This is a genomic window from Thiomicrospira microaerophila (assembly GCF_000934765.1).
Taxonomy (GTDB): Bacteria; Pseudomonadota; Gammaproteobacteria; order Thiomicrospirales; family Thiomicrospiraceae; genus Thiomicrospira; species Thiomicrospira microaerophila.
In genome coordinates this window covers 44,230-67,335 of record NZ_KN882196.1, presented here as the reverse complement: position 1 = coordinate 67,335, position 23,106 = coordinate 44,230, and the positions used below count along the sequence as shown (strand labels likewise).

The following is a 23,106-nucleotide window of genomic DNA, read 5'->3' as shown; positions in this document are numbered from 1 at the left end:
CAGATGGCGCAATGTTATCATTGCGGTCAAGAGATTAAACCCTCCGAACGAATTGATCGCATCATTAAAGGCACAGCGCGTGGCTTTTGTTGTCATGGCTGTGCCTCTGTTTGTGAAGTTATTCATGAATCGGGTCTGGAAAGTTTTTATAAGCTCTCACCCGATACCCAACGCCCCGTAGCCCCTTCGGCTGAGCTTGCGAAAGGGTCTGAATTTTTTGACTATGATGAAGTTCAGTCGCAATATGTAAAAGACCTTTCTAGCCAGCGTCAGATTACGCTGATGTCCGACTCGATTCACTGCGCCGCCTGTATTTGGCTAATTGAGCATTCACTTGCTAAACTTGATGGCATTCAACACGCTAACGTCAATTTCACCAATCGCCAAATCAAGCTGCGTTGGGACAACAATAAAATCAAACTTTCGCACATCCTCAAGCAACTTCATCAAATTGGCTATGAAGCGCGTCCCTATGATGCGGAAGAAAGTGAGCAAGCCTACAAAAAGGCTAACCGCGATTTGCTCTATCGAATGGGATTCGCTGGCTTTGCACTGATGAATGCCATGTGGTTTTCAATTGCGCTTTATACTGGCGCAGCAGATGACAGCGAGTATAAATCCTATTTTTATTTGATGCTGTTTCTAATAGCCAGCGTTACGCTCGTCTATTCTGCGCAGCCTTTCTTTAAAGGCGCCTGGCAAAACCTTAAAGCCAAAACGCTGGGTATGGATAGTTCGATTGCACTCGGTTTACTGGTGACTTATATCTATTCAGTCTGGGTGATGTTAAATCCTGAAGATGGCGGACAAGCTTTTTTTGCGACAGTCATTGACTTAACCTTTCTGCTGTTGGTGGGTCGTTACCTTGAAGCGATCTCCAAAAACAAAGCACTGGATGCAACGAAGCGCTTGATGGATTTACAGCCAAAAATGGCACGACAATGGCTAAATGGACAAGAGCAGATCGTGCCTGTACGTTTGTTGAAAGTCGGAGAACGTGTGCTGGTTAAGCCAGGAGACAAGCTACCGGTGGATGGACGTATTATTGAGGGTAGCGGTAATGTCAATGAGTCGATGCTGAGTGGCGAATCGCGTGAAGTATTTAAGCAACCCGGCCTGGTGGTGTCAGCAGGCACAATGAACCTGGATGGATCGCTCATTATTGAAGTTGAAAACACGCTCGAAAACACCCGTCTGGGCCGGATTATTCATCTGGTTGAGGACGCGCAGGGCTCTAAAGCCAGTATTCAGTGTACGGCAGAAAAAATCATGCCTTGGTTTGTCAGTGTGACCATTACTCTGGCGGTAATTGCGTTTGTATTTTGGTTTTTCCAGTCTGGCATTGAAGTGGCGATTATGGCGGGTACGGCGGTGTTGATTATTACCTGTCCGTGCGCGCTAGGTTTGGCGACGCCGATGGCGATGGCGGTGGCGGCGGGCGTTTCAGCACGAAATGGTATTCTGGTTAAAAATGGGGTGGTTTTGGAAATGCTCAATGAGATTGATCATTTCGTGTTTGATAAAACCGGCACCCTGACCAAAGGCAATATGAAATGGGTCGCAGATCAGTGGAATGAGGGTATTGATCACCAGGCCTGGTTGAGTAAGCTAGCGCATATTGAGCAAAAATCTGAACATAGTCTAGCGCGCGCGGTGGTCAGTGCGGCGGATGAACATCAACCGGATTGGCGCAACCAGGCCTGGTCGGTGAATGATTTTAAAGCCGAGCCGGGCCGAGGTGTCAGCGCGCAGGTTGATGGCCAAGGTATTCGCATCGGAACGGCCAGCTGGTTACAACAAGCGGATATCCATTTGCCTGCCCATTTACAAGCCTTTGAACAGCAACAAGCCGAGCTGGGCCGAACCAGTGTTTGGGTGGCGGCGGACCAAGAGGTCATCGGCGTATTGGCGATTGAGGATGAGCTGCGCGAGGATGCCAAGGAATTAATTGATCGGCTCAAGGCGCGTGGCAAAAAAATAACCCTGTTAAGTGGAGACCGTTATACCGTCGCTCGCGCCGTCGCCGCGCAATTAGGTGATATTGATGTGATTGCTGAAGTCTTACCAGAAGACAAAAGTGATGTGATTATTAAACTGCAACAGCAGGGCGCAAAAGTCGCGATGGTGGGTGATGGGGTCAATGATGCACCGGCACTGAGCCGTGCGCATGTGGGTTTTGCCTTGGGTGCAGGCACGGATGTCTCGATGGATTCAGCCGATATTGTGCTATTAAACAACCAGCTGGTAGCAATAGATACCGCGCTGGATTTATCGACTCGCACACTCAAAACGGTAAAAGAAAACATTGGCATATCGATTGCCTATAATGTCACCATGGTGCCGTTGGCGATGGCGGCGATGCTAACCCCGCTGATGGCCTCGATTACCATGCCATTGAGTGGGCTGGTGGTGATTTTAAACGCAATGCGTATTCGCCGATTTTATGCTGATCGACAGACTAAAAGGAATAGATAGATGGAAATAATTTATATCACCATACCTCTGGTACTTATTGTGGGTAGCTTAGTTGTAGCGATGTTTATTTGGATGGCTAAAAAAGGCCAGTTCGACGACCTGGACGGAGCAGGCCATCGCATCCTATTTGACGACGAAGGCCCACAAGAAACAAAAACAACAAAAGAAAAAGCCTTGGAATCTCAACAGTCAACCGATAAACCAAAAACGGATATGACGTAAATTCGATTAAATAAGTCTGATACTTTTTAGCTGACCTGTTTCACACAGCGTGAAATCGTGTAATCTTTACCTTGTTTTACCTTTTCGTAGTTGCCGAATACCTCGTTAAAGTTACGTTTCATATAGTCGCGCAAACCGTTAATCGTGACGACAACCAATTGGCCACCTGGTGCGAGCTGCGCGTGAATGTCATGGAGTAAAATGCTCAACATTTCCTTGCCGACCTTGGCCGGGATGTTCGATACCACGGTGGTAAATAGGATGTCTTTAGGCACCGCACTTAAACCGTTTGATAAATAGGCTTGGGCGTGGTTCAGCTTATTGCGTTGAGCATTTTTATTGGCATAGTCCACCGCCACGAAATCTTTATCTACCATATGTACCCGACCTTGTGGCGCGCTCGCGGCGATGGCCAGTCCAATCGGCCCGTAGCCACAGCCAATATCCAGTGCAACCTCATCCGGTTTAACATCAAGGTGACGCAAGAGTAAATCGGTACCCGAGTCAATTTCACGCGGACTAAAAATCCCCCAGGTGGTGTTAAAAGTTAGAGTGTGCCCCATTAAGGCTGTTTGAATCGTTAAATCTTGTTTTAGGTCTGCGATGCTGGCCATGGTTTTCCTTATCGGTGTAGTATTTGTGTTTTGTAATGGTTAGTGCATGGCTTTGCGGACACGGTTGAACACCAAGTCAAAGTCAAACTCAAATTCGCAGTCACCGATTTTGAGCGGGCAGCGACCATTGATAAAGTCATCAATCTTAATGTAGCGCCCCTGATGTAATAGATAGGCCTTAGCCATCAATTTTTTCGGGTCGACGATCATATAGTAAGGCACACCTTCGGTTTGGTAGAGTTCTAATTTGGTGGTTTCATCCATCCGTGCGGTTGAGGGTGATAATACCTCAATCACCAACTCGGGGCGTTTGGTTAGATAGTCCTGAGGAGGATAGCAAATCACCACCGTATCTGGACGCACAACGGTATCATTGTGTACTCGCCAATCGACCTCTTGGGCGACCCGGCATCGATGGCAGTGTTCCAGCTGTTCGTCAAGATGTCTAAAAATGGTGCCATTAACATACTGATGGTCAAATATCGGCGCCGGTGACATCGCAATCGGAATGCCATCCAAAAGTTCCCAATCGCCTTTCCATTGGGCATAATCATCAGCGGTATAATGCGGTAAATAAGCGCGCTGCATCTGGATTCTCCTATAAGTGTCTCATCACTCGTTAAATTGATTTATTATATTGTACCTTTTAAACAAGATATTCAACAAAAACATGCATAGCCTAAACCCCCGACAACGTGAAGCCGTTTTACATATCGATACCCCACTGCTGGTTCTAGCGGGGGCGGGCAGCGGTAAAACCCGCGTTATTACCGAAAAAATCGCCCATCTGGTGCGCAAGCACGATTACAAGCCCCATCAAATCTATGCGGTAACCTTTACCAACAAGGCCGCGCGTGAGATGAAAGAGCGTGTCACCAAGTTGATGATCGACACCCCGGCTAAAGGCTTGAATGTATCCACCTTTCATAACCTCGGCTTAACGATCATGCGCCATGAATACAAGGCGCTCAATTACAAGCCAAACTTCTCGATTATGGATTCGCAAGATACCGGGCAAATCCTAAAAGAATTGATGAAGAAAAACGATCTTGACCCTGAAGAATTGGATGGCGTGCAATGGGAGATTTCCGCTTGGAAAAACCAGCATCTTGATCCACAGGTCGCGCTGGAGATGGCTGAGGACCCATTAGCCCAAGCGCGGGCGCGGCTCTATGCGGCCTATCAAAAACAACTGCATGCCTACAATGCGGTTGATTTTGATGACCTGATCGGCTTGCCTGTACGGGTGTTTAACGAGCAACCGCAGATTTTAGAAAAATGGCAAAACAAAGTGCGCTATTTGCTTGTAGATGAATATCAAGATACCAACGCCGCGCAATATCAATTAGTGCGCCAATTAGTCGGCTTAAATGGCAAGCTCACGGTGGTTGGCGATGACGACCAATCGATTTACGCTTGGCGCGGCGCACAGCCTGAAAACCTCGCACTGCTCCAGCAAGATTTTCCCGGATTGCATCTCGTCAAGCTAGAGCAAAACTACCGTTCAAGCCAACATATTCTTAACAGCGCCAACCAGCTGATTGCCAACAACCCCCACGTATTTGAAAAACGTCTGTGGAGTGAAATGGGCTTGGGCGACCCAATACGCGTCATCGCCTGCGCTAACGAAAACCAAGAAGCGGAGCGTGTGGTGTCAGAGATTATTGTGCATAAGTTTAAGACCAAAACCAAAAACCGCGATTATGCGATTCTCTATCGCGGCAATCACCAGGCCAGGCTGATTGAACGGGCGTTGCGTGAACAAAATCTGCCCTATATATTATCGGGTGGCCAGTCGTTTTTTGATCGCGCTGAAATCAAAGACGTGATGTCCTATCTCAAATTGATTGTCAATCCTGATGACGATGCCGCCTTCCTGCGGATTATCAATACGCCGCGCCGCGAAATCGGCGCGGGTACGCTAGAAAAACTGGCAACCTATGCCACGCATCGGGGCATCAGCCTATTTGACGCAACCCAAGAGTTTGGTCTCACTCAAGTGCTATCTGAAAAATCCCTCAAGCGTGTCCAATTGTTTGGACAGGTGTTGCTCGATTGGGCAAAAGAAGCCGAGGTGGTTGAAGGAAAGGAAATGGTGCAATTTGTACGTCAGATCCTCGACAAAATCGAATATGACAATTGGTTGATGGAAACCGCCTCATCGGTGAAAACCGCTGAAAGACGGATTGAAAACGTCCGCGATTTATTGCTATGGATTGAACGCATCGTTACCAAAGCGCAAGAAGAAGATGGCGATCAGCTCAAACTTGCCAAAGTCGTCTCACACATGACGCTGATGGATATTATGGAACGCAACGAAGAAGAAAAAGACCATGATATGATCAGCTTAATGACCCTGCATGCCTCAAAAGGGCTAGAGTTTCCACATGTGTTTTTGATTGGGGTGGAAGAAGAAATGCTGCCCCACAAACAAAACCTAGAATCACCAGGCCTGGAGGAAGAACGGCGATTGGCCTATGTAGGTATCACCCGCGCCCAACGCAGCTTAACCATGACCTATGCACAAAAACGAAGAAAATACGGCGAAGATACGCCTTGCGATCCGAGTCGTTTTCTATTCGAACTCCCCGAAGACGCGATGCAATGGGAAGGCAAACCCGGCGTCGCCCTCAGCCAAGAACAAGCCAAACAACACGGCAACAGCCAAGTAGAAAACCTCCGCGCGCTATTAGCCGCGAAGACGGGAGGCTGAGCTTGTTTGGGATTGCATTCGATTAGGCAGTTTGCTGCCAGTCGGATCTAAAAATAATTCACAAGCTTCAATTCAATGGTTGTTTCAAATTTGTCATTAACTCCTTTTCTTCCTGCCGAGCCAACAAATCTTGCCTTGGCGCTATTACCATAGCTGATTAATAGTTTTTTTTCTGTACTGCTGTAACCATTGGTCCAGTTTCTATGCCCTTCAAGATGAACTTTAAATATATTGCTCAAATTATATATGCTTCCTACTTCAAGTCTAAAAAAGGGTAGCTGACTTTTAAAATCCGCTCTAGCTCCCAAGTAATTCAGATTGTAAATCAAAAGGTTTTTTTGTAAATCAATGCTTTTTCCTATGCCAAATTCCAAGTTCAAACCGAGTGTGCGTTCTAAGTTTGTAGGGTTGTTTCGGTCAAAATGTGCGCCCCAACCCCAGCTAAGGTTATGAGCATGCGGGTCAACTGAGTTTATGTTTTTAACGGTGTAGAGTGTTAATTGCTCTAGTTTTACATCATTTTCATATAAGGCTAGTTCAATCTCTCCAAGCTCAAGCGCGTTCTCTGTAAAAAATGCTGCTGAACTATCCATTATCTTATGAGAGGCTGGAAGAATAGATAGGTTTAAAGAGTTTGTATTATTTATTTTTTTGACGCCTAAGCTATATTGACTGTCATTTGGTGCTTTTTCTGGTGAAGTCTGATATGAATGAAAATGGTCGTCTAGCCTTGGTATTTCAGCTTTGACCTGTTCCAGTGTTTGTTTGCTTATTTCGTTTTTTGAAAAATAGTAGTCATTTAAATAGTTTATGTAGAGGTGGTTGTAGATGGACTTTTCAGCTAGAGATTTTAAATAAGCGCGTTCTTCTAGAAAATGCTCAGGTCTTAAAGTTTTAACCTCATTGCTTACTTCCCATTTAAGCCATTTCATTCCTTGAATGGGATTAATGTAAATGGTTTTAGATTTAATGACGTCAAGTTCAATAATATCTTTCACTAAATCCCTAGGAGTAATCCATTTATGCTCATTTCTTTTTGAGTTTAATTCAGGTTCTATTAAGGTAATGATGTCATATAAAACGGTGGCACAATTATACTTGGTAAAGTAGTAGCTAGGTCGGATATCCTTAAGTTCAAACAAATGATCTTTAATCAGTTGTTTTGTTTCTTCACTTGCATCTAGTTGGTACTCCCATACAGACCGTCCTTCGCGCTCTGTGTAATTAAAAAGCGCTTCATGATATGGCATTAAACTGAACCTTCCTTCTTGTCCCGTTATTAAGCTCTCAGTGACTAAAAGAAGTGGGTTAAATGAGTTTATGATAGCAAAATACGAAAAGGCATGGTTGAGTGGGTCGGAGTTAGCATTTTCACCTTCAAGTCTTATAAAAACATGCCCCATCATGCTTGTAGGTGAGGATATGTTTTCAGCGGCAAATACTAAATAGATGTTGTCTACGGGCACTCTTGCATTGTAGGTGGCATAGTCGCTACAAGTCTGTAAGGGGTAGTCATGCCATGCGTTTTTTATTAGAGGATGATGGTTTTTTATAAACTTAAATCTGGCGGGGAATTGACACACAAACGATTTTGATTCAGGAGTTATCTCTGACAAAAGGGTTAGAGTTCTCTGCCTTTCTTCGCTTAAAGAGCTGGGGATACCTTTAACATAAAAGTTAGGATCATCAATGTTAAATGTGTTGTTTTTGTAGTGAAGCAGGAATGACCACAAGTTATCATCATTTGCTTGGGCAATAATTGAGAAAAAATAAAAAAAAGTGGTCAAAAAAAACAAGACCACTTTTTTTGGCATATTATCTACACTGTACAACGATAGTATCGTCGTAAGTCCACATTTTATCGGTCGCATAGTCTGTGGTAGATCCAAAAGCGCCACCACTTAAAATGTTAACGAAAAACTTTGTATCAACTTTAGAGTTTACATTGGTGTCATTACAACGATTGTCTACAGAGCTGATAGTTACACCCTCTTTTTTACGAGGTAGTTCAACAACGCCAGGTGCCTCAAATCGCTTGCCATCAACATTTAACACAGCCTTTTGACCATCCGATGTTTGGATGTTAGCTTTATGATTGTCATCGTTTAAAATGGTAGCACAGCCTGATAACGCCATAATTGAAGCTACTGCACTTGCAATTAGTACTCTTTTCATTGTATATGATCCTATAAATTAGTTTAATTTCTCAAATTGAGGTGAGTATTATTATTGGCACGATGGTGTAAGTCAATCTGTTTTTACGCTTAATTTTTGCGTAGAAATTTTCCAGACTTTAGTATGTTTAAAACCACTTGGATAATACCTCGCATTGGGTGATGGTTTTCTTTTGCTCATAGGTTAAGTGGTTAATTTATTATCTTAGTCGGCACTTTTGATCACATCACACACAGGCGATTAATGAGGTCTGACTCGTGTTCACTGACAAGACCTGTTATTTTGAAGTGATTCATTCTTCTGAAAACCAGGTGTTTTGATCAGAGACTTGACCGCGCCAAGGCATGATCCACATTTGATAGAGCGAGGTAAATAGCATAATTGCGGCGGCGACACTATAACCTATCCCACCAATCATCACGAACCAAGCAAAGCTAGGTGAAACTTTTGTTAGCCACCAAGCAGCGATATCAATGATTAAGAAGGCAAACGGTATGAAAATAATCAAGCCTTTAACCCAGGGCTTAGACCCCACCGACAGTGAGAAGATTAAACCGACAAAAAAGAAGATAAATGCGATGCCGAACAAGTGAATATGAGAAAGTCTTGTTAGCGTTGATAAGGCCTTACCCGTGTCCACTTCAGCAATACGCTGCATTTCACTTAGTTTGTTGAAGTCGGCTAACCCCGGCATCGTCGAGTGACAAGCCACACAATATTGCTGGGTAATGGGCTGAATAGTTGGCGCCCACTGCTCCTGTGGAGCACCATCCCGTGCCCATTTAATTAAGACCCGTTTTTGTTCATTAGGTGCCATATCCTTCATGGAACCGTGTAATTTCGCTTCAAGTGTTGACCCCGTTCGGTTGCCATGATAGCTATAGACAATGTCATCAATAGACAAACCCGGTTTGCCATCCGCCATGCCGTGAGAAAACAGAATTTGTGCCCCCGCCATCATTAAACCCAGCCCTACAACAAGAATGAAGCCTGTAAAGAGGGATTTAATGGGCATTGATAAGCAGGTAAGGTTTAGCGGAGGTGTGTTATTCATACCTGTATCCTTTGGTAAAGTTATATTCATTTTTCGCTTCGACCGGTTTAGTCCGACAGGCTCCTAGGTCAACAATAGCGAAAGGCGCAGAGCAAACGCGCCTCTTGAAAAAATAGTAATTTCCCGTTTTACCGGGTTCAAGCGGTCTGGCGATAGGCTAGTTTGGCATTTTCGTATTGTTTGATGAGGTCGTCGATGGCTTCTTGTTCGTAGTCGCGTAAACCGCTTAAAAGCATGGTTTTATAACCATGGCCTATTTTTCTGTCGCCGTCATAGGTGTCAAAAGCAATTTTGACTTGACCACGTTTACCATTCATTTCTAATGTCGTTTCAGTGAGCTTTAATATTGGATGATGGGCATTTAAGTCTGAAAACTCAACTAGCATGCTGTCATAAATGACCATTGGCTTCTCAGGGTTGATCATCACATTGTTTTGCTCCATTAGCGGCACCAAAAGATGTGGGAAGCTGTGTCCAGAAAACGCAACATACGCCTTTGAAAAGGCTTCGATGAGCGCCTGATCTTGACTGATTTCACCCTTTTTTTCGATTTCAAGATACACTTTTTCATTTTGATCTTGAATCGTCATGCGATCACCCATTTCCGATGGAAAGACTAAAGGCAGGTCCTTGCCGACCATGCCGGTATAGTTGAAGCGCATGGACTGGGCTAAACCTAGTTTGTGTAAGCTCAGCGCAAAGAGTAAGTCGCCAGGTACGCAAAAGCGTTTGGATTCCGGATTGTGGAGCGGGTTAAAGTCATCGGCAACCTCTTTGGCAAAGCGGCTGGCTTGCGCTGGGCTGACGATAATAGTCTTGTTTTGTTCTGTGTAAAAGTCATTAAGATACATGGTTAAATAATTCAATCTAATGGAAAGCCCAATATCATACTTTAAGCGCGATAAATCTGCCAGACTCTTAACCAGTCTGTTTTAACCCGGATGTTTTATAAATTCGCGTGATGATCGCGCAGGATATTGGTTTACCAGTGCTTTTTTTCGAAGGAGCGCTGTAGTTATTCATACAGCCGACTGAGAAAAAAGTACTGGGAAATCAATAGACAAGCGAGGGCGCGTGAAGTTTATGAAATATCCGGGTTATAATGAGGTCAAATTAAGCGTAAGAGAGGTAAAGAAATGCAAAGACGTAAGTTGTTGGCCGGTTTAGCTGCACTCGGCGCGGCAGGGTTGGCGGGATGCCAATCCCATTGTGATGAGGGCGTAACCCTTGACCGCGAAACCGTATTCAACTGGAAAATGGTCACCGCATGGCCGAAAAACTTCCCTGGACTCGGCACGGGCGCCAATGACTTAGCGCAACTGATTGAGCAAATGTCTGGCGGGCGGATTAAGATCAGTGTATTCGGTGCGGGTGAGTTGGTTGGGCCGTTTGAAGTATTTGATGCGGTATCACAGGGACAGGCAGAATTAGGCCATGCAACCGCTTACTATTGGAAAGGTAAGTTGCCGAGTGCTGACTTTTTTACGGTCGTGCCGATGGGGTTAACTGCTGAGGAGATGAACAGTTGGCTTTATTATGGCGGAGGCATGGCGCTTTGGGAGGAGGCTTACAAACCCTTTGGCTTAATTCCAAACGCCGCGGGCAATACCGGCACCCAGATGGGCGGCTGGTTTAATCGAGAAATCAACAGCCTAGCGGATTTACGTGGCTTAAAAATCCGCATGCCAGGCCTGGGGGCAGAAGTCTATGAAAAAGTCGGTGCTGTGCCCATTAATTTGCCGGGCAGTGAATTGTTTCAAGCGATGCAAACCGGTTTGATTGATGCGGTTGAGTTTGTCGGGCCCTACAATGATTTGGCATTTGGTTTTCATCGTGTGGCCAAGTATTACTATACCCCCGGTTGGCAAGAACCTGGCTCGGCATTAGAGTGCATGATTAATGAAAAGGCGTTTAACCAGCTCACGCCTGATTTGCAATCGATTGTGCGTAACGCCATGAAAGTGGCAAACTTAACTATGCTCTCAGAATACACGGCTCGCAACCAACAAGCCCTGAATACACTAATCAACCAGCATAATGTACAGTTACGAACCTTCCCACAAGATGTATTGCTCCAGCTCAAACAAGCTAGCGCCGAGGTGGTGGAAGCGGCGGCGGCGCGTGATCCGCTGGCAAAAAAAGTCTGGGCATCGCAAAAAGCTTTCCGTGATCAGGTCGCCCCTTGGACAGCCCAATCCTTACAAGCCTTTTTAGATTTGCGCCGCTTGTGACAGGCGGCTCGCGGGCATTATTGACTGTGGCTTGTGTGTAAATTAGGTGTCATTTCGGGTGTCGAAACAAGCGCAGGGCACTATAGAGGGTGTTTTCTAGCCATTGGGGGGTGTGTTGCATCGCAGTTTGTTCGTCGACGATGCCTTGAACTAGGCTAAAGAGCGCGATGAATTCGGGCAGTTCGGCGGGGTTGATCGCGAGTTGACCACAAATGCCGAGTGTTGGTACGCCATGTTGTTGTGCCATCTGTGCCACGCGCATCGGCAGTTTGCCCATTCGGGTTTGCGCATCGAGCCGCCCTTCGCCGGTGATGACGAGATCGATGCGTTGATCATTTATCAGCTCAAGTGATGGCTCAAGCGTTGGCTCAAACAACGCCTCAAGTGCGCTCGCCTTCGCCAATATATCAAAACCGCTTTGCGTTTGGGCGTTCAATACGCCGATAAATCCACCCGCCATGCCGCCCGCCGCCCCCGCACCAGGTAAGTCGGCTATTCGGCAAGCTAAATCCTTTTCGATGACGCGCGCAAATTGTGCCAAGCCGTTTTCCAGTTGACTAAAGTTATTGGCATTCACGCCTTTTTGCGGGCCAAATACCGTCGTCGCTCCTTGTTCACCGAGCAGTGGATTAGTAACGTCACAGGCGAGTTGCCAGCTAATCTGATGTAAATGGGGCGGAATGTGGGCGATGCGTTCCAGTTCAACCAGGCCTGCGCCTATAGGTGGAATTGGATTGCCTTGGTTATCGAGCAACTCAACGCCCAAGGCTTGAAGGGCGCCGACGCCGCCATCGTTGGTGGCACTGCCGCCTAAGCCTAAAATAATGTGTTGCGCACCCAGATTGATGGCCGCCTGAATCACCAGACCTGTACCAAAGCTGCTGGTATTGAGTGGATCACGTTCATCTCGCGTGAGTAAAGGCAAGCCGGATGCCTGCGCCATTTCAATTATTGCGGTTTTGGTGGACGGTTGCCAAGCGAAGTCGGCTTGTATCGGGCGTCCTAAGGGGTCGAGTGTTTCCACGCTAACCCGCTCTGCCAAACCTGCATAGACAAATGCATCCACAAAGCCTTCGCCGCCATCCGACAACGGACGTTGAATCACCCGGACTTCAGGCCAATGAGTTGAAATCAGGCGGGCGGCAATCTGACAAAAATCAACCGCGCTAATCGAGCCTTTAAAACTATCAGGGGCAATTAAAATCTGCATGGCAACTCCAATTTAAAGGGTTAACTTCTGTATCCAGGTTATAATAAAACCTCATTAAATAAATGCAAGGTTTAGTCGAATGTTTAACCCACAGCAATTAGAAGGTTTGGCGCGGAAGGTATTAGAGGTGATTCCACCGCAAATCGGTGAGGCACCGGAAGCGTTAAAGAGCCAAGTTAAGGCGACGCTAGCACGCGCACTTCAGGATATGGGCAGTGTAACACGTGAGGAATTTGATACCCAGACCGCAGTGCTCGCTAAGACACGCGCCAAGCTCGAAGCGCTCGAAAAGCGTGTCGCCGACTGGGAAGCGGATAACAAGGACGCCTAGTTTTGAGTTTTGCTTGTGTTCAGTGTCGGGCGCTGGTGGGCATGGATGCGCCGTTGGTGCAGGTTGAGGTGCATGCATCCAATGGCTTGCCAAGCCTCTCGATTGTAGGCCTGCCTGAAACCGCCGTAAAGGAAAGCAAAGACCGCGTGCGCAGTGCGTTGTTAAATAGCGGCTTTGAGTTACCCCCTAAGCGCATTACGATTAACCTTGCGCCGGCGGATTTACCGAAGGTGGGCAGTCGGTTTGATTTGGCGATTGCGCTGGCGGTATTGGTCGCGACCCAACAATTGCCTGCTCAAGCGCTGGCCGGGCATGAGTTTTATGGTGAGCTGGGACTGAATGGCGAATTGCGCCGTGTTAATGGGTTGTTGCCTGCGCTGATTAAGGCCAAAGCACAACAACAAATAGCGGTGATTCCGCAACCAGGCCTGGTTGAAGCTTCGCTGTTATCCGATGCGACGATTTTCGGTGCTCAGCATCTGCTGGAGGTTTGTCAGTATCTGGTGCAACAAACACCGCTTGCGCGTCCGCCTGTACGTCAGGAGGTGAATTTAAGCTATCCATTTGATATCGCGGATGTGCGAGGACAAGCCCAAGCCAAGCGAGTGCTGGAAATTGCGGCGAGCGGTCACCATTCTGTCTTGATGGTCGGCCCACCAGGTTCGGGCAAAAGCATGTTAGCGCAGCGGCTGGTCACCTTGTTACCGGCGATGAATGAGCAGGAGGCGATTGAGAGTGCCGCCTTGCGCTCCATTGTCGGCGAACCGCTGGTCGCCGAACAGTTTTTCCAGCGTCCCTATCGCGCCCCGCATCACACCTCGTCCGCTTCAGCGGTGATTGGCGGCGGTCAAAACCCAAAACCTGGCGCCTTGTCATTAAGCCATCATGGTTTGATATTTTTTGATGAAATGCCCGAATTTAAACGTGATGTGATTGAGGCTTTGCGTGAGCCGCTGGAAACCAAGCAGGTGCATATTGCGCGGGTGAAGCAGTTTGTGAGTTATCCTTGTCACAGTCTGTTTGTGGGTGCCTTCAATCCATCGCCGAGTGGATTTTTTGCCGATGACCCCCGTTGTACCGATAGCCCGGATCAAATTGCGCGTTATCAGCGAAAAATTTCAGGTCCTATTCTTGATCGGATTGATCTGCACCTGCAAGTTCCCGCGGTTGAGGTGGATCAGCTGAGCGCACCGGTGGATCCAGAGGCTGAAACCTCCGCACAGGTGCGTGAGCGAGTGAGCCTTACCCGCGAGCGCCAGATCGCGCGCCAAGGGTGTCTAAATGCCGATTTAAGCGTTACACAGTTGGAAACCTATGTGCCACTGAACCAAGCAAGCCAAGATTTTCTTAAGCAGGCGATTGCGCGTTTGAATCTGTCTGCGCGCTCGTACCATAAAATTTTGCGGCTGGCGCGAACGCTGGCGGATATGGCAAATCAATCTTCTATCACCAACGCCCATTTAGCCGAGGCGCTGGGCTATCGTAGCCTTGAGCGCCAAGGGTTGAAGTAATGTTTGAATCGCTATTTATCACGGCCTTTGTGGTAGGGCTGCTGGGTGGCGTACATTGTTTGGGGATGTGCGGTGGCGTGGTGGGAACGCTGACCTTTAGTTTATCACCACGGCATCAGCTTAGCCAATGGCGGATGTTGCCCTATCAGTTGGCTTATAATTTAGGGCGCATCAGCAGCTACGTATTGGTGGGCGCGTTGATAGGTCTACTCGCCGCGTCACTGAGTAGTTTGGTGCCCTTTTTGCCGTTTCAACAAGGGCTACAGGTGTTTGCTGGGTTGTTTATGATCGCGCTTGGTTTTTATCTGGCTGGCTGGTGGACCGGTGTGGTGGCGGTAGAGCGGCTGGGTGGTGGTTTGTGGAAACGTCTGCAACCCTATACCCAAAAACTCACCCCGGTTAAAACACTGCCCCAGGCCTGGCTGTATGGCATGGTGTGGGGCTGGTTGCCTTGCGGGTTGGTGTATAGTGTGTTGATTATGGCATTTAGCGCGGCTTCTATGACCCAAGGCGCACTGGTGATGTTGGCTTTTGGTTTGGGTACGCTGCCTAATTTGTTGCTGATGGGGGTGTTTGCGTTTTACTTTACCCGTTGGGCGCGCAATCCCTGGGTTAAAGGCTTTGCCGGTGTGACGGTGATGCTGATGGGTGTGTGGCAAATTTATCAGGCTGTGACGATTAATATTCAATAAATATTTAATGAAAACTCAATAAAAGGATGTAAGGGTGAAAAAACGGTTGAGCGTGTGGTTAGTTTGGTTAGGATTGTTAACCTTGGTGGCAGGCTGTGCGCCTAAGCCAGATAGCAGCGGTTTGGGCGATGTGCGTCAGCCGATTCAGGTCAATTTACAACAACATGAAGACGCGGGCGGCCATACGATTGCACGTCACGTCGCCAAGGACGACAATTATCTCTCTGAACGCTTAGACCGTAATTTGCGTTTAGGCACGGTATCGACTTTTAGTAGCTACGAAGTGGCTGAAGCCTCGATTAATGCGGTGCTCAATATGCAACGTAAAGAAGTCGCTGACTGGTGGCGAGGCGATCTAGCGCGCCAAGCTTTTTTTGCCCGTGTGCCCACCCATGGTCGTTATTTAACTCGTGAGATGTGGCAGGAGCGCTTAGAGGCGCAAGATGTGCCAGATAGAGCAGTGGTGCGGGTTGTGTTGGTGCGCAAGGGCGATGGTTTTTATGTGCTGACCGCGTTTCCACAGCCTGATGAATAGGGGTTGGGTCGATGGATTGGCAACAACAGATTGATTTTTTGCATGCTTGGCCTGAATTGCACAGCCTGTTAGCGGCCTATTTGGCGATTGAAGAAGACGGTGAACAAGCGGCTATCGCGCAGTTTGTTGCGGAAAATCCGCATGCCGTGGCACGGGTCAAAACCCAGTTAACACAACTTATTCAATCAGAAAATCAAGCCTTTTACCAACAAGCCGCCAAGCTTGCGGGAGCACCGCACGCCAACCAGGCCTGGTTGCAAAATCTCTTTAATCAATTAAACTCAATCAATTAGAATCAATAAACTGGAACAGGTACGTTTATGACTCTCTACCAACTCTTGCTCATTGTGCCCGCGGCATTAATAGTTGTTGCGCTGGCGATGGTGGTGATCTCCTTTTTTCAATACACACCTGCTGAAATTGGTCGCACCGTCATGGCTTGGTTTAAAGCCCATGCTTGGATGCTAGCTATCTATGGTGTCGTGCTGGTATTGATAGGCGTGTTTTTGCTGTAGAAGTCCCGCGCTGTTGTATTTAGTCGAATCCCATATAACCCCGGATATTAAAATGTTCGGGTTAGTGGGTAAAGCTATGCTTGTTAAGGCCAGCCGCAATAAACTCTTCTTCTGCTTTTTTGACCATTGCCCAGGCGCCGCAGACGTAAACATGGGTTTGCGATAAATCGGCGCATTGTCTTAGGGCAACCTGATGCACTAATCCCTGCAATCCTTGATAAGCTTCATCTTCTGAAACCACCGGAATATAGTCGAGTAGCGGAGTTGATTCGGCCAGCTCACGCAGTGTGGCGTCAAGATACAGCTCTTCGACATGACGTGCACCCATGTAGAGTTTTGTGGGTTGGCTGATGCCTGCTGCAAGCCGGGCTTCTAACAAAGCCTTCATCGGCGCAAGTCCGGTGCCGCCGGCTATAAACAGGTTAAGCGGTTTTTCAGGCTGTAGCTGCATTTGTGGCTTGGCAGGGCTGGAATAGAGTGTGGCACCTTTTTCAAGTGCAAATAACGTCTTCATCCAATCGCTGCCTTGTTCATTGCGAATGTGTAATTCTAGCAGGCCATCTTCGCGCGGCGCATTGGCAATCGAGAAGGGTTTTAGATCCTCTGTATTAAAACCCAGCATGATATAGTCACCGGCCTGGTAGGCAAAGGGCTGCTCAGGTTGTAACCAAAAGCGTTTGATTTGACTCGCTAGGGGTTCGAAATCAACTAAACGATGACTTAAGCGTTCTTCAGTATTCATGTTATAGGTTTCTTTATGGTTATAGTGATTTAAATGTCAAAGTCAGACCAAACAGGGGCATGGTCTGAAGGCTTTTCCATGCCGCGTATGTCATAGCCAATATCCGAACCGATGACTTTTTCCGCGAGCGGCGCACTCGCAAGCAGGGTGTCAATGCGTAGCCCACGTTTTGGGGTGTCTTCGAAACCTTTTGAGCGATAATCAAACCAGCTAAAGCGGCTGTTGTCTTCAGGATAAAGGCAGCGATAGGTGTCTTTAAAGCCCCAATCGATTAGGCGTTGCCAGACTTCGCGCTCTTCCGGTAAAAAGCTGGTTTTGCCAGTTTTAAGCCAACGTAAACGGTTGGCTTCCCCGATGCCGATATCGATGTCTTGCGGCGAGATATTAAAATCACCCATCACAACCAGATTTTGCTCGGGCGAGCAATCCTGCGCTAAATAAGTCATTAAATCTTGATAAAACGCCATTTTGGCGGGGAATTTCACCGGATGATCGCGTTGTTCACCTTGCGGAAAGTAGCCGTTTAACACCCTTAGCATCTCGCCACTGGGGGTTTTGAAGTCCGCCATAATTATTCGACGCTGTGCGCTGTCATCATCGGTTTTCCAACCTTTTTGCAGGCTGAGTAGTTCGAGTTCGGGCTTGTAGAGCATGGCGACGCCATAGTGGGTTTTTTGGCCAAAAAACTCAACCTTGTAACCCAGCTTTTCGATCATCTCGATGGGAAACTCATGGTCTTGCACTTTGGTTTCTTGCAAGCCAATGATGTCGGGCTGATGGTTTTGAACCAGTGCTTCAAGTTGATGGGGGCGCATGCGCACGCTGTTTACATTGAATGAGACAATTCTAATCATGGTTTTGGTTTAATTTTGTGATTTAAACCCAAAAGTATAGCACAGGCTGGCCATGATGCTTTTTGGATTTGGTATGATAGTGTTTTTTGTCAAATTGGAAACCTAAAATGAGTCGAGTTTATCGTTTGGTGATGTCCTGCCCCGATCAGGTAGGTATTGTGGCAAGGGTGGCGAGTTTTATCGCCGAGCAGGGCGGCACGATTGTTGAAGCGAATCATCATACCGATGCGGGCAATGGCTGGTTTTTTATGCGCCATGAGATTTTAGCCAACTCTTTGCCGCTGGGTATGGAGGATTTTAAAACCAAATTTGCACCGATTGCCAATCAATTTAACATGACTTGGTTTATGACCGATTCTGATCAACCTAAACGCATTGCATTGTTTGCATCGAAAGAATCCCATTGTTTGGCGGATTTGATGTATCGATGGCATGAAAAAGATTTGCCGGGTGAGATTGTCTGTGTAATTGCGAATCATCAGGATTTACGCTCAATGGTTGAGTGGTATAACATTCCTTTTCACCATGTGCCTGTTACGCCCGATACCAAGCCCCAAGCCTTTGCCGAAGCCGAGCGTTTAGTGCAACACTATCAAGCAGACCTGGTGGTGCTAGCGCGTTATATGCAGATTTTGCCACCGCAAATGTGTGCCGATTATGCCGGGCGGGTAATCAATATTCATCATAGTTTTTTGCCGTCATTTGTCGGCGCAAAACCCTATCATCAGGCGTATGAGCGCGGAGTCAAGCTGATTGGTGCCACTTGTCATTATGTGACGGAGGAATTAGATGCGGGGCCGATTATCGATCAGGACGTGATTCGTGTCAGCCATGCGCATTCAATTGAAGAAATGCGTCGTCAAGGTCGCGACGTGGAGAAAACGGCCTTAGCACGGGGTCTGCGTTATCACCTCGAGGATAGGGTGATTATTCATGGCAATAAAACCGTGGTGTTTAGCAGTTAAATTTAGTCGGTGGATAAGCTACGCGCATCCACCGATGGCTTGCGCCAATGCCTGTTTTAAGAGCGACTCCACGCCTTTTCTTCCCGCTAATTTGTGTGCACGCGCAACCTGTTGCCAGTCTTGTTTGCGCAATACTTTATCTAGCCATACCGCCTGTTGTTCGGCTGGCCATCGTTGCATCTGTTGGGCATGCGCTCGCGTCCAATCCCAGAGCTGATGGCTAATGGCTTCATAAGGCTGGGTTCCATCGAGATAATGCTGGAAATTGAATGCTGGTAAGTTAGTTTCAGGGGATTCCGCTAGCAAATCAACAACCAGGCCTGGTGGTAATTCAGTTATAAACTCCATCAAACTGTGTGGCAGTTGTTGTTGATAAATCTTATACACAGAATCAAGCGCTAGGACGATTTTCAGCGGTTTGAGCATAATCAGATTGTGCGTGCCACTGGCTTTGTCGCGTTTGGCACCTAGATGTGCCGAATGAAAGCCCAGCTTGCGCCAAAAAGGGTATAGGTCTTGGCTGACCCCAAAACTAGCGCAGGCATAATCCGCTTGCGAGCTGGCAAGCCAATTCTGAATAAGCTGTGTGCCGAACCCTTGGCGCTGACAGTCTGGGTGAACCGCTAAGCGCATCACGCGCTCCGCCTTGAGGCTCATGAGTGTCTCCTCACCACTCACCTGGCGCAGCAGCTGGGGCACGAGGTGTCCCTTTACCCGCCGTTGACGTGGAATGCCATGGAGTGCACCTTCGCGGGTGATGAGCAGTACGCCCACGCAGGCTTGGCCTTGATAGGCAACGTACAAATACAAATCCGGTGCGCTCAGATACTGCTGAAGGTCCGCGGGTGAGGTTTGGTAATGCGCTTGCACTAATAAGCCAAAAATCGGTTTAAGTTGGTCAGGGGTAAGGTTGAGCAGGTCGAGTTGCTTAATAGTGCGTTTTTCTGTGGAATGGATTTCTAGCGGGTCAATATCCGCATCCAACAAGAGCGCTTGGTTAATCATTGCCTCAAGGGGATCCTGATCATTCCAGCGAATCGGTTGTTGCAGTGAAACGCGATGCCATGTTTTAAATTGCTGGTCTAAAAAGGGTTTAAACTTTAGGCTAAAGCCGCGCCCTGAACCTTCATACCCATGCAGGGTGGTGGAAAGCACAACACGAGGATAGCGCGTGACGAGTTGTTGTAACAAGGCTACCGGTAAGTGGGCGGCCTCGTCAATCATCAATACATCAAAGGGCGTGTTGTCGCTATTGAATGCCAAATCATCGGGCGCGCGAAATTCAAATTTTTTAGCCTCAAACTCAACCAGGCCTGGTTGTGTTTTGGCGGTTATATTTGCTGTTTTTAAACGGTTTTCGGCGTGTCGAAAAGCGCTCAAAACCTGATCTAAACGTGAGGCCGTGATGACAATCTGTTGCTTGCCTTGTAATAACAACTGTACCGCGGCTTCCCCCAGCAAGCTGGTTTTGCCCCGTCCACGGTCGGCTTCGATTAATAGCGGGCGTTTGGCGTGGCCAAAACCGACATGCATTATCGCATCCAAGCCGGTTTGTTGGTCGGCGCTTAGTTCAGTGCTTAGTTCAGCGTTTAATTCATTGAGCTCGGTTGTTTGGCATGTTAATGGGCGAGGGGTTTTGGGAGCCGCTTGATGCTGTTCAAACCAAATGGCATGGGTTTTCAGGGTGGTGTAGAGTAGCTGATTAAATCTCCGTTTAGTGGCACTGAGCGAGTGAGGATAGCTTAAAAAACGTGCATCAGCGGGATTGGGCTGTGTTAGCCATTGTTGAACGGGCGGGATTAAAATCCATAAAATACCACCTGCTTGAATCATGCCGCTGATAATGCCTAGGGCATCGGCCTCTATGCCGTCTTCGGCACAAAATACGGCGCAAGGGATTTCTTGACCTAGCTGGTGGCGCAGTTGATTGGGGGCGAGGGGGTTAAGCTTGTCAATCAGGCTGGTTTCGCCTAGCCAAACGCCAGATTGCGGTTCAGCTAGACGAAGTTGTAAAAGCCGCCAATCCATCTCGCCGCTCAACACCACACAATGACGGTGGCGCGCGGCAAGCAGGTGAGCTTTGAGTTGTTGGATCGCCTGTAGAAACGGCATCAAACGAAATTAGAAAACCAGCGTGACGCCCGCAAACACACCGCCGTAGCTTAAGTCGACATTAAGATTAGATAGGTCGCTTGAATCCAGGTTAATTGTGCGATAACCCGCTTCGGCACCGAGTTTTAAGCCAAATCCGATAATGTCATAACGCGCTTTAAAGCTCGTATCGTTAAAACGCGAGCCAAGGGTTTTGGTGTTGGCGCTGAGCGTTAGGGGTAGCATAGGCAAGCTAAAATCCGCGCCCAGATAGCCAACGGGTAGGGTAGCGTTGAGGTTTGATGGTGTGGGTGAAGCCGTATCTGATTTGACAGATAACTCCCCTTTAAAATCCTTGGCACCAAAACCATAGTTAAAACGGATAAAGGGTAAAGGCAAGCCCCAGTAAAGAAGGAAATCCGTTTGGTCTAAATCTAAGTTGGTTTGCGTTTTACCCGATAGTGTTGTGCCTGAAAAACTGGATACGGTTCCTGTACCAGTGGTCGATGTTGACGTAAATTCGGCACGAAAGTTTGGCACCAATGGTAGCGGATGATTAAAGTACGCCCACAAATAGTTGTTGTTTTTTGCGCTTAATCCGGCATCCTTTTCAAGGTTAAATGTTGACCCTGATGTGGTAACAGTGCCAGTGGGTCCAGAATGCCAAATACCGCCACCAACACCGGCACCTAAAAGCTCAGCATGTGCTGAACCTGCAGTGAGTAAAGCAATGAGTCCGTATGCTGTTTTTTTCATTTTTATTTGACCAATGTGTTTAATTTATAATAGCTATTATTTTAACCTAAACCCTATGCAAACCGAGTTAAAATAAGTCCGTTACACTTATTCTTTTTAAAGCGTGGTTATTTTGCAACAAACACAATGGTACAAATCGAAAACACCTTGGTACGAACCGCCGGCGTCATTTTTTCAGCAAACCGGGCGCGAACCCAAAACCGCGATAGTTATTGGTGCGGGCTTGGCCGGGGCGAGCGCTGCTTATCAGCTTGCCCAGCTCGGCTTGCAGGTGCAGGTGTTGGAGCAAGCCCATAGCATGGCTCAAGGGGCGTCGGGCAATCTGGCGGGCGCATTGCATCCTCTGGTGACAGCCGATTGGAATCTGCGCAGTCAATGGTATGCACAAGGCTTGCAGGCGAGCTTGGCTTTTGTTCAGCCTCGGCTTGCAACGGGTCAGATAAGCGGTGAGCTATCCGGTCTAATGCATTTGGCGGTGGATGAAAAAAATCGGCAGCGGATGCAGCAAGCCGTCCAGCGTGTTGCGCATTTGAGTGGACTGGCACACTGGTGTGATGCCGCGCAAGCGAGTCAAAAACTAGGCGGGAAGACGGCGCAATCAGGCTTGTTTTTTCCCAATGCGGGCTGGCTGAATCCGCCCTCCATTGTAAAATATTGTTTAGCCCACTCGGGGGTAAGTGTTAAGTATGCCTGTCCGGTTTTGGCCGCCGAGTACGATAAGCGCAACCAGGCCTGGTTGATAAGTACCCCAAATCGTGGCTGGCAGGCGGATGTGCTGGTCGTGGCAACCGGCGCCATTTCCGGGTTAAATGAGGTGTTTAGTTTGCCGATTCGTCCTGTAAAAGGCCAAGTTACATCGCTTAAGCCTGAGCACCAGGCCTGGGTTTTAAAGTGTGCGGTCGCCCATCAGGGGTACTCCGCCCCCGCCCCAAAGGGCTATGCGGTCACCGGTGCTACCTTTGAGGCACCGGACTTGTCGCCTGAATCATCCGAACAAGCCGATCAACAAAACAGAGCCATGGTGCAAGCCAGTTTGCCAGATTGGTTGTGTTCAACGACTAAAGGGGCGCTGGGGCGCGTGAGTTTTCGCCCTACCACGCCAGATCATTTGCCAATTATCGGTGCGCAGCCCGATTTTGATTGGATGATGAGGCAGTATTTTTCTGCGTCGTCCAGTCACACGCCGTATCGTTTTCCACCCGTGGTTTATCAGCCGGGTTTATATGTTAGCAATGGTCACGGTGCGCGTGGCTTGATGTCGGTGTTTTTAGCCGCCGAGCTCATTAGCGCTCAGCTAGTGGGCAAGCCGCCGCCCTTGAGCGCTAAACTCTATGCGGCGAGCCATCCCGCCCGTTTTGCTGTTCGCCATTGGCAGCGCGGCTAGTACTCAAGTTTTTAACACATAAGCCGATAATTTAAC

At 47.9% G+C, this 23,106-nt stretch carries 23 protein-coding genes; 12 read left to right on the top strand and 11 right to left on the bottom strand.

Annotated elements, in window-relative coordinates:
• Positions 1 to 3 precede the first annotated feature (3 nt).
• Positions 4 to 2,475, top strand: a complete 2,472-nt coding sequence (locus tag NA59_RS13070; protein ID WP_044413768.1) for a heavy metal translocating P-type ATPase — start codon at positions 4 to 6, stop codon at positions 2,473 to 2,475.
• Positions 2,476 to 2,697, top strand: coding sequence for a cbb3-type cytochrome oxidase assembly protein CcoS (gene ccoS, locus NA59_RS13065; protein WP_044413765.1), 222 nt, complete (start codon positions 2,476 to 2,478; stop codon positions 2,695 to 2,697).
• Positions 2,698 to 2,723: 26 nt separating this feature from the next.
• Here ccoS and NA59_RS13060 read toward each other — a convergent pair whose 3' ends face one another.
• Positions 2,724 to 3,311, bottom strand: coding sequence for a class I SAM-dependent methyltransferase (locus tag NA59_RS13060; protein ID WP_044413762.1), 588 nt, complete (start codon positions 3,309 to 3,311; stop codon positions 2,724 to 2,726).
• A 39-nt stretch (positions 3,312 to 3,350) separates the two neighbouring features.
• Positions 3,351 to 3,899: a Uma2 family endonuclease gene (locus tag NA59_RS13055; RefSeq protein WP_044413759.1), complete on the bottom strand. Its 549-nt coding sequence runs from the start codon at positions 3,897 to 3,899 to the stop codon at positions 3,351 to 3,353.
• 82 nt (positions 3,900 to 3,981) lie between these two features.
• Here NA59_RS13055 and NA59_RS13050 point away from each other — a divergent pair, with 82 nt between their 5' ends.
• The gene (locus NA59_RS13050) at positions 3,982 to 6,024 is read left to right on the top strand and encodes a UvrD-helicase domain-containing protein (protein ID WP_044413755.1); all 2,043 of its coding nucleotides are present in this window, start codon (positions 3,982 to 3,984) and stop codon (positions 6,022 to 6,024) included.
• A gap of 47 nt (positions 6,025 to 6,071) precedes the next feature.
• Here the strand turns inward: NA59_RS13050 and NA59_RS13045 are convergent, their stop codons facing one another.
• The 4 genes from NA59_RS13045 to NA59_RS13030 form a co-directional block, all read right to left on the bottom strand.
• Positions 6,072 to 7,838, bottom strand: a complete 1,767-nt coding sequence (locus NA59_RS13045) for a lipoprotein N-acyltransferase Lnb domain-containing protein (protein ID WP_044413753.1) — start codon at positions 7,836 to 7,838, stop codon at positions 6,072 to 6,074.
• A 1-nt stretch (position 7,839) separates the two neighbouring features.
• Positions 7,840 to 8,199 (bottom strand): hypothetical protein, encoded by a 360-nt coding sequence (locus tag NA59_RS13040; RefSeq protein WP_044413750.1) that lies wholly within the window; start codon positions 8,197 to 8,199, stop codon positions 7,840 to 7,842.
• Between the two features lie 292 nt (positions 8,200 to 8,491).
• Positions 8,492 to 9,253, bottom strand: coding sequence for a hypothetical protein (locus tag NA59_RS13035; protein WP_044413748.1), 762 nt, complete (start codon positions 9,251 to 9,253; stop codon positions 8,492 to 8,494).
• 137 nt (positions 9,254 to 9,390) lie between these two features.
• Positions 9,391 to 10,104, bottom strand: coding sequence for a DUF3581 family protein (locus NA59_RS13030; RefSeq protein WP_044413744.1), 714 nt, complete (start codon positions 10,102 to 10,104; stop codon positions 9,391 to 9,393).
• Positions 10,105 to 10,389: 285 nt separating this feature from the next.
• Here NA59_RS13030 and NA59_RS13025 point away from each other — a divergent pair, with 285 nt between their 5' ends.
• Positions 10,390 to 11,484, top strand: a complete 1,095-nt coding sequence (locus NA59_RS13025; RefSeq protein WP_052501694.1) for a TRAP transporter substrate-binding protein — start codon at positions 10,390 to 10,392, stop codon at positions 11,482 to 11,484.
• Between the two features lie 49 nt (positions 11,485 to 11,533).
• Here NA59_RS13025 and NA59_RS13020 read toward each other — a convergent pair whose 3' ends face one another.
• Complete coding sequence (locus tag NA59_RS13020) at positions 11,534 to 12,694, bottom strand: glycerate kinase (protein WP_044413741.1); 1,161 nt, start codon at positions 12,692 to 12,694, stop codon at positions 11,534 to 11,536.
• Positions 12,695 to 12,773: 79 nt separating this feature from the next.
• Between NA59_RS13020 and NA59_RS13015 the strand changes: the two genes are divergently transcribed.
• The 6 genes from NA59_RS13015 to NA59_RS12990 are packed head-to-tail and all read left to right on the top strand — an operon-like array spanning position 12,774 to position 16,278.
• On the top strand, positions 12,774 to 13,025 hold the full coding sequence (locus NA59_RS13015) for an accessory factor UbiK family protein (protein WP_044413738.1): 252 nt from the start codon (positions 12,774 to 12,776) through the stop codon (positions 13,023 to 13,025).
• 2 nt (positions 13,026 to 13,027) lie between these two features.
• The gene (locus NA59_RS13010) at positions 13,028 to 14,536 is read left to right on the top strand and encodes a YifB family Mg chelatase-like AAA ATPase (protein WP_044413735.1); all 1,509 of its coding nucleotides are present in this window, start codon (positions 13,028 to 13,030) and stop codon (positions 14,534 to 14,536) included.
• Positions 14,536 to 15,228 carry a sulfite exporter TauE/SafE family protein gene (locus NA59_RS13005; RefSeq protein ID WP_044413731.1) on the top strand — a complete coding sequence of 231 codons (693 nt, stop codon included), beginning with the start codon at positions 14,536 to 14,538 and terminating at the stop codon, positions 15,226 to 15,228. Before NA59_RS13010 ends, NA59_RS13005 begins: the two co-directional genes overlap by 1 nt.
• A gap of 34 nt (positions 15,229 to 15,262) precedes the next feature.
• Positions 15,263 to 15,763, top strand: a complete 501-nt coding sequence (locus NA59_RS13000; RefSeq protein WP_044413728.1) for an RNase A-like domain-containing protein — start codon at positions 15,263 to 15,265, stop codon at positions 15,761 to 15,763.
• Between the two features lie 11 nt (positions 15,764 to 15,774).
• Positions 15,775 to 16,056 (top strand): hypothetical protein, encoded by a 282-nt coding sequence (locus tag NA59_RS12995; protein ID WP_044413725.1) that lies wholly within the window; start codon positions 15,775 to 15,777, stop codon positions 16,054 to 16,056.
• 27 nt (positions 16,057 to 16,083) lie between these two features.
• Positions 16,084 to 16,278 (top strand): hypothetical protein, encoded by a 195-nt coding sequence (locus tag NA59_RS12990; RefSeq protein ID WP_044413723.1) that lies wholly within the window; start codon positions 16,084 to 16,086, stop codon positions 16,276 to 16,278.
• Between the two features lie 61 nt (positions 16,279 to 16,339).
• Here NA59_RS12990 and NA59_RS12985 read toward each other — a convergent pair whose 3' ends face one another.
• Positions 16,340 to 17,020, bottom strand: a complete 681-nt coding sequence (locus NA59_RS12985; RefSeq protein WP_083945089.1) for a ferredoxin reductase domain-containing protein — start codon at positions 17,018 to 17,020, stop codon at positions 16,340 to 16,342.
• 29 nt (positions 17,021 to 17,049) lie between these two features.
• A complete protein-coding gene (gene xthA / locus NA59_RS12980; protein WP_044413720.1) occupies positions 17,050 to 17,874 on the bottom strand; it encodes an exodeoxyribonuclease III in 825 nt (274 codons plus the stop codon).
• A gap of 107 nt (positions 17,875 to 17,981) precedes the next feature.
• Between xthA and purU the strand changes: the two genes are divergently transcribed.
• A complete protein-coding gene (purU, locus tag NA59_RS12975) occupies positions 17,982 to 18,839 on the top strand; it encodes a formyltetrahydrofolate deformylase (RefSeq protein ID WP_044413717.1) in 858 nt (285 codons plus the stop codon).
• Positions 18,840 to 18,857: 18 nt separating this feature from the next.
• Here the strand turns inward: purU and NA59_RS12970 are convergent, their stop codons facing one another.
• Both NA59_RS12970 and NA59_RS12965 read right to left on the bottom strand, forming a co-directional pair.
• Positions 18,858 to 20,951 (bottom strand): GNAT family N-acetyltransferase, encoded by a 2,094-nt coding sequence (locus tag NA59_RS12970; protein ID WP_044413715.1) that lies wholly within the window; start codon positions 20,949 to 20,951, stop codon positions 18,858 to 18,860.
• Between the two features lie 9 nt (positions 20,952 to 20,960).
• Complete coding sequence (locus NA59_RS12965; protein ID WP_044413713.1) at positions 20,961 to 21,686, bottom strand: TIGR04219 family outer membrane beta-barrel protein; 726 nt, start codon at positions 21,684 to 21,686, stop codon at positions 20,961 to 20,963.
• Between the two features lie 112 nt (positions 21,687 to 21,798).
• On the opposite strand from NA59_RS12965, the gene mnmC reads away from it, so the two are divergent.
• Entirely contained in the window at positions 21,799 to 23,070 is a 1,272-nt protein-coding gene (gene mnmC, locus NA59_RS12960) for an FAD-dependent 5-carboxymethylaminomethyl-2-thiouridine(34) oxidoreductase MnmC1 (protein ID WP_052501693.1), read from the top strand.
• Positions 23,071 to 23,106: the final 36 nt, after the last annotated feature.

Excerpts from the sequence above, each read along its gene's own strand:
- NA59_RS13070 (WP_044413768.1), top strand. The coding sequence starts at position 4 with ATGGCGCAATGTTATCATTGCGGTCAAGAGATTAAACCCTCCGAACGA.
- ccoS (WP_044413765.1), top strand. The coding sequence starts at position 2,476 with ATGGAAATAATTTATATCACCATACCTCTGGTACTTATTGTGGGTAGC.
- NA59_RS13060 (WP_044413762.1), bottom strand. The coding sequence starts at position 3,311 with ATGGCCAGCATCGCAGACCTAAAACAAGATTTAACGATTCAAACAGCC.
- NA59_RS13055 (WP_044413759.1), bottom strand. The coding sequence starts at position 3,899 with ATGCAGCGCGCTTATTTACCGCATTATACCGCTGATGATTATGCCCAA.
- NA59_RS13050 (WP_044413755.1), top strand. The coding sequence starts at position 3,982 with ATGCATAGCCTAAACCCCCGACAACGTGAAGCCGTTTTACATATCGAT.
- NA59_RS13045 (WP_044413753.1), bottom strand. The coding sequence starts at position 7,838 with ATGCCAAAAAAAGTGGTCTTGTTTTTTTTGACCACTTTTTTTTATTTT.
- NA59_RS13040 (WP_044413750.1), bottom strand. The coding sequence starts at position 8,199 with ATGAAAAGAGTACTAATTGCAAGTGCAGTAGCTTCAATTATGGCGTTA.
- NA59_RS13035 (WP_044413748.1), bottom strand. The coding sequence starts at position 9,253 with ATGAATAACACACCTCCGCTAAACCTTACCTGCTTATCAATGCCCATT.
- NA59_RS13030 (WP_044413744.1), bottom strand. The coding sequence starts at position 10,104 with ATGTATCTTAATGACTTTTACACAGAACAAAACAAGACTATTATCGTC.
- NA59_RS13025 (WP_052501694.1), top strand. The coding sequence starts at position 10,390 with ATGCAAAGACGTAAGTTGTTGGCCGGTTTAGCTGCACTCGGCGCGGCA.
- NA59_RS13020 (WP_044413741.1), bottom strand. The coding sequence starts at position 12,694 with ATGCAGATTTTAATTGCCCCTGATAGTTTTAAAGGCTCGATTAGCGCG.
- NA59_RS13015 (WP_044413738.1), top strand. The coding sequence starts at position 12,774 with ATGTTTAACCCACAGCAATTAGAAGGTTTGGCGCGGAAGGTATTAGAG.
- NA59_RS13005 (WP_044413731.1), top strand. The coding sequence starts at position 14,536 with ATGTTTGAATCGCTATTTATCACGGCCTTTGTGGTAGGGCTGCTGGGT.
- NA59_RS12995 (WP_044413725.1), top strand. The coding sequence starts at position 15,775 with ATGGATTGGCAACAACAGATTGATTTTTTGCATGCTTGGCCTGAATTG.
- NA59_RS12990 (WP_044413723.1), top strand. The coding sequence starts at position 16,084 with ATGACTCTCTACCAACTCTTGCTCATTGTGCCCGCGGCATTAATAGTT.
- NA59_RS12985 (WP_083945089.1), bottom strand. The coding sequence starts at position 17,020 with ATGAATACTGAAGAACGCTTAAGTCATCGTTTAGTTGATTTCGAACCC.
- xthA (WP_044413720.1), bottom strand. The coding sequence starts at position 17,874 with ATGATTAGAATTGTCTCATTCAATGTAAACAGCGTGCGCATGCGCCCC.
- purU (WP_044413717.1), top strand. The coding sequence starts at position 17,982 with ATGAGTCGAGTTTATCGTTTGGTGATGTCCTGCCCCGATCAGGTAGGT.
- NA59_RS12970 (WP_044413715.1), bottom strand. The coding sequence starts at position 20,951 with ATGCCGTTTCTACAGGCGATCCAACAACTCAAAGCTCACCTGCTTGCC.
- NA59_RS12965 (WP_044413713.1), bottom strand. The coding sequence starts at position 21,686 with ATGAAAAAAACAGCATACGGACTCATTGCTTTACTCACTGCAGGTTCA.